The organism is Plantactinospora sp. GCM10030261, from assembly GCF_042666615.1.
Classification (GTDB): Bacteria; Actinomycetota; Actinomycetes; order Mycobacteriales; family Micromonosporaceae; genus KBS50.
Genome location: NZ_JBHTDD010000047.1, coordinates 22,546 through 29,493 on the forward strand (window position 1 = coordinate 22,546; position 6,948 = coordinate 29,493).

Genomic DNA, 6,948 nt, shown 5'->3' on the forward strand with positions numbered 1-6,948 from the left:
CGCGGTGTCGGGGGATCGCCACGACGACGTACCTGGCGATCAATCCCGTCCGAGCCGCTCCAGCGCCCCCCGGGCCACTTCGGGGCGCGTGGTGTACCAGAACGGCGGCAAGGAGCGCCGCAGGAACGCGCCGTAACCGCGGGCCGTCTCCAGCCGGGAATCCAGCACGGCGACCACTCCGCGGTCGGCGGTCGACCGGATCAACCGGCCCACCCCCTGCGCCAGCCGGATGGCCGCGATGGGCACGCTCACGGCAGAGAACCCGGAGCCGCCGGCGGCGTCCACCGCCGCCGACCGGGCCGCGGCGAGGGGTTCGTCGGGGCGGGGGAACGGCAGGCGGTCGATCACCACGAGCTGGCAGGCGTCGCCCGGGACGTCGACGCCCTGCCACAACGACAGCACGCCGAACAGGCAGCTCGACCGGTCCTCCCGGAACCGCCGGACCAGCAGCGGCAGCGACTCGTCGCCCTGCAACAGCACCGTCAGCTCGGTGCGGGCCCGGACCAGCTCCGCGGCCTGCTGCGCGGCCCGGCGGGAGGAGAACAACCCGAGGGTACGGCCGCCGAGCGCGCCGACCAGGCCGAGCAGTTCCTCACCGGCCGCCGCCGGCAGCCCGGACGCGGCCGGCCGGGGCAGGTGTGCGGCGACGTACAGGATGCCCTGCTTGCCGTAGTCGAACGGCGAACCCACGTCGAGTGAGTGCCAGCCGGGACCGGAGGCGCCGTCGCCGGAGAGCGGCTTTCCGGCGGGCCGAGCCCCGTCCGGCGTACCCGATCCGGAGCGGGCGGCACCGGCGGACCGGACGTCCCGGGCGGCGCGGTCGGCGACGGCGGCCGCGGCGGGGCTCGGTGGGCTGGCCGCCGGCGCCTCCAGCCCGAGCGCGCGGGCCACCGTGTCGAACCGGCCGCCGAGAGTGAGCGTGGCGGAAGTGGCGACCACCGTGCGCTCGTCGTACAGATGAGTGGCGAGCGTGCCGGCGACGGAGAGCGGCGCGACGACCAGCGCCCGCCGGCCGCTGGCCGCGCCCTCCGCCTTCTCCACCCAGGCCACGTCGTGCTCGTCCTCGGTGAGCAGGCGTTGCGCGGTGTCGGAGAGCTCGTCGAGGACCGCCTTGGCCTGCTGCTTGCGGACCGGGTCCGGGTCGTCCGAACGGATGTCGCCGATCGCGTCGAGCGCCTGCCGGGTCGCCGAGTCGAGCAGTGTGCACGCCTGCCGCAGCGGGCCCGGCAGCCCGGCGGTGATCCGGCCGGCCGGCGCCTCGGCCAGCCCGACGGACAGCGCGTCGCCCGCCTCGGCCAGCGCCTCGGCGGCCTCCGGGGACAGCAGCGGCCGGGCCCGGCGAGCTGCCCGGTCGATCAGTTCGGGTACCAGCTCGGCCTGGGCGGCGGCGGAGACCCGGTCGGCCAACTCGTGCGCCTCGTCCACGACCAGCAGCTTGTGCGGTGGCACGATCTGCCGACCGGCGAGCATGTCGATGGCGAGCAGGCTGTGGTTGGTGACCACGATGTCGGCCTCGCGGGCGCGGGCTCGGGACGCCTCGGCGAAACACTCGTCGCCGAACGGGCAGCGGGCGGCGCCCACGCACTCCCGGGCCGGCATCGAGGCCAACCGCCAGGTCTGGTCGTCGACGCCGGGGTCCAGCTCGTCCCGGTCGCCGGTGGTGGTCTCCTCCGCCCAGTCGCGGAGCCGCTGCATCTGCTTGCCCATCCGGCCGGCGGCGGCCAGCCAGCGGGTGCCGCCGCTCGACGCGGGCTCGTCGAACAGGGTGTCGGTCGGTTCCGCCTCGGTGCTGGCGTCCAACCGGGCCAGGCAGAGATAGTGGTGGCGGCCCTTCAGCACGGCGAACGTGGGCCGGCGACCGAGCAGCGGCTTGACCGCGTCGGCCAGCCGGGGCAGGTCGTGGTCGACCAGCTGGGACTGGAGCGCCAGCGTCGCCGTGGAGATCACCACCGGGCCGTCCACGGTGAGCGCCGGGGCGAGATAGGCGAGCGACTTGCCGGTGCCGGTGCCCGCCTGGACGAGCAGGTGCTCCCCGGTCGAGATGCTCTGCGCAATCGCCGTGGTCATCGCCTGCTGGCCCGGTCGCGGCTTGCCGCCGGGCACCGCGCCGACCGCGGCGGCCAGCAGTTCGTCGGCGCTGGTCCGGCTCCCCGAGCGACGCCGCTTCTTGGCGAACGGCAGGTCGGGCTCGGCCGCGGTGTCAGGGCCGGGCTTTGCCGCGCCGTCGGGGTCGACGAGCGTGGGACTGGCTTCGGTGGCTGGCAGGGTCACCGTGCGACGGTACCCGCCGGTGACGACATCGGTCCGCCGCGACGCAGGGGTAGGCCCCCGGTAATCGCTTCCGGAAATGAGGAGGGGCCCTTGTCAGCGTCCCACCGATGGGACGCTGACACGAAGCCCGTGCCATGCCTATCTACCGTCCCCGGTCCCTCGTGGATCCGGCCTCCCCGGTCCCTCGTGGATCCGGCGGACATCGACGTACCCGAGGCTGTCGGTGGCGAAACGGACACCGTTCGAGCAGCGGTCCGTAACCCGGCTTCGACACCGGACGTTCGCCCGGATCGGTTAGGGTGCGGAACATGCCGAGCGACATGGTCCGGGTGGTCTACCGCAAGTACGACGGGAGCGCCCACCGTGACTACCCCGCTCGCCGGCTGGCCGAGGACGACCTGGGGACATGGCTCGGCGTCACGGTCGGCACCGCGTCCGTCTACCATGGTCGGCCATCCGTGGAGCAGATCCCGTTCGTGCTGCTGGTGCCGCACGACGCCTGGTGGACGGGGATGTTCAATCCGCCGCCGCGGACCAGCGAGGTCTACTGCGACATCGCCACCCCGGCCCGGTGGGACGGGGACACCGTGTACCTGGTCGACCTGGACCTGGACGTGGTGCGACGGCGTGCCACCGGCGCCATCGAGTTGCGCGACGAGGACGAGTTCGCCGAGCACCGGGTCCGGTTCGGTTACCCGGCCGACCTGGTGGCCCGAGCCCGAGAAGCCGCCGACTGGCTGTTCATCGCACTCGGGGACGGCACCGAGCCGTTCGCCGGGGCGTACCGGAAGTGGCTGGCCCTGGTGCTCTGAGCCGACGTCACAACCGCGGCGGCCAGTCGCCGTCCCCCTCGGGCAGCGTCGGCACCCGGCTCAGCTTCACCGGGTTGAGCTGCATGAAGACGGCACCGATCCGGCCGTCCTCGCCGACCGCGAAGGACAGCACGGCTCGTGCCGGCCGGCCATCGGCGAGAACGCCCTCGACCTGCACGCCGAGGGCGCCGTTCACCAGCACCGCCCGGCCGCGTAGCGAGGTCATCTCGGCCGCGCCGCGGTGGTGCCACAGGCCGACCGTGAAGCGGGCCACCCGGAGGGCGCCGGTGACCGGCCGGCGATTGGCACTCACGTATCCGCCGCCGTCGCCGAGGAACGTCGCGCCAGGGGCGAGCACCGCGACCAGCCGGTCGAGATCACCGGAGTGAGCCGCCGCGAGGAACGCCGCCACCGCGCGGTGCTGCTCCTCCGGGTGGGCGGTGTGCCGGGGAACGTCGGCGCCGGAGACCGCCCGTCGGGCCCGGGACGCGTGCTGTCGGGCCGCCGCCTCGGTGGTACGCAGCACCGAGGCGACGTCGGCGAACGGCATCGCGAACACGTCGTGCAGCACCAGGGCCACCCGCTGCTCCGGGGTGAGCCGTTCGAGCAGGACCAACATCGCCAGCCCGACCTGGTCGGTGGTCACCGCCCGGTCGGCCGGATCGGGCGCGAAGCCGCCGCCTCGGTCCGGTTGGTGGTCCGGCAGCCGGGTGACGACGGGTTCGGGCAGCCACTGCCCCGGGTACGTCTCCCGACGCACCCGCGCGGACCGCAGCACGTCGAGACAGATCCGCCCGATGGTGGTGGTCAGCCAGCCGCGCAGGTCCCGGACGCGGGCTCGGTCCTCCGGTCGGCCCAGTGCCGCCGCGTACCGCAGCCAGGTCTCCTGGACGGCATCCTCCGCCTCGGCCCGACTACCCAGCATCCGGTAGGCGACCGCGGTGAGGTGGCCGCGTTCGGCCTCGAACTCGGTCGGATCCTGCACCGGTCACCTCCGCCTCGGTTGTCCGGGCCTGCGGCGGCGGGTCCTGACGCTGATACGTCGAGCATCCCTCGCCAACCGGATTCTCCCCGACGGTGCTCGGGTGGCCGATGCCGGTCCACCGGGTGATGATCGGGCCATGGACGAGCCGGAGTTCTCCGTACGCGAGTTGTTGCGGGCCCGCCCTCGGGGGCCGGGCGCGCCGGTCGACCTGGCCGCGGTGGATCCCCGGTCCACCCCCGGTGTGCCGACCGGACTGGATCGGGCGGCGGCCAAGCGCTGGGCGGCCGAGCGGGTTGGGGCGCTCGCCGTCGACCTCGCCGGGCTCCAGGAGAAGCTGTCCGCGTCGGCCCGGGCCGACCCCGCCTTCACCGGCCGGGTGCTGCTGGTCCTGCAGGCGATGGACGCCGGGGGCAAGGACGGGACGATCCGCCGGGTGGCCGGCGCGATGAATCCGCTTGGGTTGCACATCCGGTCGTTCGGGCCGCCCACCGAGGAGGAGTCGCGGCACGACTTCCTGTGGCGGATCCGTCGCGCCCTGCCCCGGCCCGGATACGTCGGTGTGTTCAATCGGTCACATTACGAGGACGTCCTGATCGCCCGGGTGGAGTCGCTGGTGCCCGAGGCGGTGTGGCGCAGCCGGTACGACGAGATCAACGCGTTCGAGCGGGGCCTGGTCGGCGAGGGGTTCACGCTTGTCAAAGTGTTCCTGCACATCTCGCCCGAAGAGCAGTTGGACCGGTTGACGCGGCGGCTGGACAATCCGGAGAAGCACTGGAAGTACGATCCCGCCGACGTCGATGCGCGGGCCCGGTGGGACGACTATCGGGCCGCGTACGCGGATGCGATCACTCTGTGTAACGACGTGAATGCGCCATGGTACGTGGTGCCGGCGGACCGGAAGTGGTACCGGGACTGGGCGGTGGCGAGCCTGCTCCGGGAGACCCTGGCTGAGCTGGGTTTGGCGTATCCGCCGGCGAACTTCGACGTGAACCGGGAGCGGCACCGGCTGGCCGGCGCCGTTCGAGTCGGACAACGTGACCGACCTGCGACCGCGCGCGGCCTAAGGTGAACGCCGGGTGAACCAGGGGTTAATCAAACCTTTCCAGGGGTAGGCCGCGCGGAGTGGCGAATCGCCGGGTCCTAGCATTCCCCCCGGTGGGCCGGCCGTCGGTCCAACCAGCTGTCATCGAGACGACGAGGTCCGCGCCGTGAAGTTTTCCTTCCGTCCCACCGAGGGTGCCTTCTACGAGCTCTTCACCAGAGCGGCCGAGAACCTGGTGCGCGGCACCGACCTGCTCCAGGAACTGGGTCTGCCGGGCGCCGACGTGCAGTCGGTGAGCGAGCGGCTCACCGAGGTGGAGCACGACAGCGACCAGATCACCCACGAGCTGTACAAGAAGATCAACTCCTCGTTCATCACCCCGTTCGACCGGGAGGACATCTACCGGCTCGGGTCCCTGCTGGACGATGTGATGGACCACCTCGAGGCGGTCGGCAACCTGCTCTACCTGTACGGCCTCACCAAGCTGCCGTCGTTGCCCCGCGAGATGCACGAACTGGTAAACGTCCTCGAACAGCAGGCGAAGCTGACCGCCGGGGCGATGCCGAGGCTGCGATCGATGAAGGATCTCGAGGATTACTGGATCGAGTGCAACCGGCTCGAGAACGACGGCGACCAGGCGTACCGGATGCTGCTGGTCCGCCTGTTCAGTGGCGAGTACGACGCGTTGACGGTCCTCAAGATGAAGGAGGTCGCCGACGAACTGGAGGCGGCCTGCGACGCGTTCGAGCACGTCGCCAACACGGTCGAGACCATCGCGGTCAAGGAGTCCTGATCCAGTGACACCCGAACTCATCGCCGTGCTGGCGGTGATCGTCGTCGCGTTGGCGTTCGACTACACCAACGGCTTTCACGACGCCGCCAACGCGATCGCGACAAGCATCTCCACCCGGGCGCTTACCCCCCGGGTGGCGCTGGCCATGGCGGCCGTCGGCAACTTCATCGGCGCCCATTTCGGCGCTGAGGTGGCCAAGACGGTCGGCAGCGGTCTGGTGAGCCTGCCCACCGGTACGGCGAGTCTCGGCGTCGTCTTCGCCGGCGTGATCGGCGCCATCGTCTGGAACCTGATCACCTGGTACTTCGGCCTGCCGTCGTCCTCGTCCCACGCGTTGATCGGTGGCCTGGTCGGCGCCACGCTCGCCGCCTCCGGGACTGTGCTGTGGGGCGGCATCGGCCAGGACGTCATCGTCCCGATGGTGCTGTCGCCGATGGTCGGCTTCCTGCTCGGTTACCTCGCGATGATCGCCGTCATGTGGATCTTCCGGAATGGCCAGCCCGGCAGGTTGAACCGGGGGTTCCGGTGGGCCCAGACCGCCTCGGCCGCCGCCATGTCGGTCGGCCACGGCATGCAGGACGCGGCCAAGACGATCGGCATCGTGGTGCTCGCCCTCTACGTGGGCGGCTACCAGGACAACCCTGAGTTCATTCCGGAATGGGCGTTCTGGACCTCGGCGGCGGTGCTGGCCGCGGGCACGTACGCCGGCGGCTGGCGGATCATCCGGACCCTCGGCCGGAAGATCATCGACCTGCGACCGCCGGAGGGCTTCGCGGCCGAGACGGTGGCCAGCTCGGTGCTCTACTTCAACGCGCTGGTGCTCGGGGCGCCGATCTCCACCACCCACACCATCACCTCGGCGATCATGGGGGTTGGCGCCACGAAGCGGCTGTCCGCCGTCAAGTGGGGGGTGGCCGGCAACATCGTCGGCGCATGGGTGCTCACGTTCCCCGCCGCCGGCACCATCGGGGCGCTTATGTACTTCCTCGTCCGCCCGCTGTTCTGACCCCCACCCCACCCCACCCCACCCCACCCCACCGCCACC

General features: G+C 71.8%; 6 protein-coding genes. 4 read left to right on the plus strand and 2 right to left on the minus strand.

All coding sequences use genetic code 11. From position 1 onward, the window contains the following. Positions 1–39 precede the first annotated feature (39 nt). A complete protein-coding gene (locus ACFQUZ_RS31370; RefSeq protein ID WP_377448756.1) occupies positions 40–2,181 on the minus strand; it encodes an ATP-dependent DNA helicase in 2,142 nt (713 codons plus the stop codon). A gap of 398 nt (positions 2,182–2,579) precedes the next feature. Between ACFQUZ_RS31370 and ACFQUZ_RS31375 the strand changes: the two genes are divergently transcribed. Then, complete coding sequence (locus tag ACFQUZ_RS31375; RefSeq protein WP_377448741.1) at positions 2,580–3,083, plus strand: DUF402 domain-containing protein; 504 nt, start codon at positions 2,580–2,582, stop codon at positions 3,081–3,083. Positions 3,084–3,090: 7 nt separating this feature from the next. On the opposite strand, the gene sigJ is transcribed toward ACFQUZ_RS31375, so the two are convergent. Further along, the gene (sigJ, locus tag ACFQUZ_RS31380; protein WP_377448743.1) at positions 3,091–4,068 is read right to left on the minus strand and encodes an RNA polymerase sigma factor SigJ; all 978 of its coding nucleotides are present in this window, start codon (positions 4,066–4,068) and stop codon (positions 3,091–3,093) included. Positions 4,069–4,204: 136 nt separating this feature from the next. Here sigJ and ACFQUZ_RS31385 point away from each other — a divergent pair, with 136 nt between their 5' ends. The 3 genes from ACFQUZ_RS31385 to ACFQUZ_RS31395 all read left to right on the plus strand — a co-directional run bounded on the left by ACFQUZ_RS31385 (position 4,205) and on the right by ACFQUZ_RS31395 (position 6,909). Beyond that, positions 4,205–5,137, plus strand: a complete 933-nt coding sequence (locus tag ACFQUZ_RS31385; protein WP_377448745.1) for a PPK2 family polyphosphate kinase — start codon at positions 4,205–4,207, stop codon at positions 5,135–5,137. A 139-nt stretch (positions 5,138–5,276) separates the two neighbouring features. Then, positions 5,277–5,903, plus strand: a complete 627-nt coding sequence (locus ACFQUZ_RS31390; protein WP_377448747.1) for a DUF47 domain-containing protein — start codon at positions 5,277–5,279, stop codon at positions 5,901–5,903. Between the two features lie 4 nt (positions 5,904–5,907). Then, positions 5,908–6,909 carry an anion permease gene (locus ACFQUZ_RS31395; protein WP_377448749.1) on the plus strand — a complete coding sequence of 334 codons (1,002 nt, stop codon included), beginning with the start codon at positions 5,908–5,910 and terminating at the stop codon, positions 6,907–6,909. The last annotated feature ends 39 nt before the right edge of the window (positions 6,910–6,948 follow it).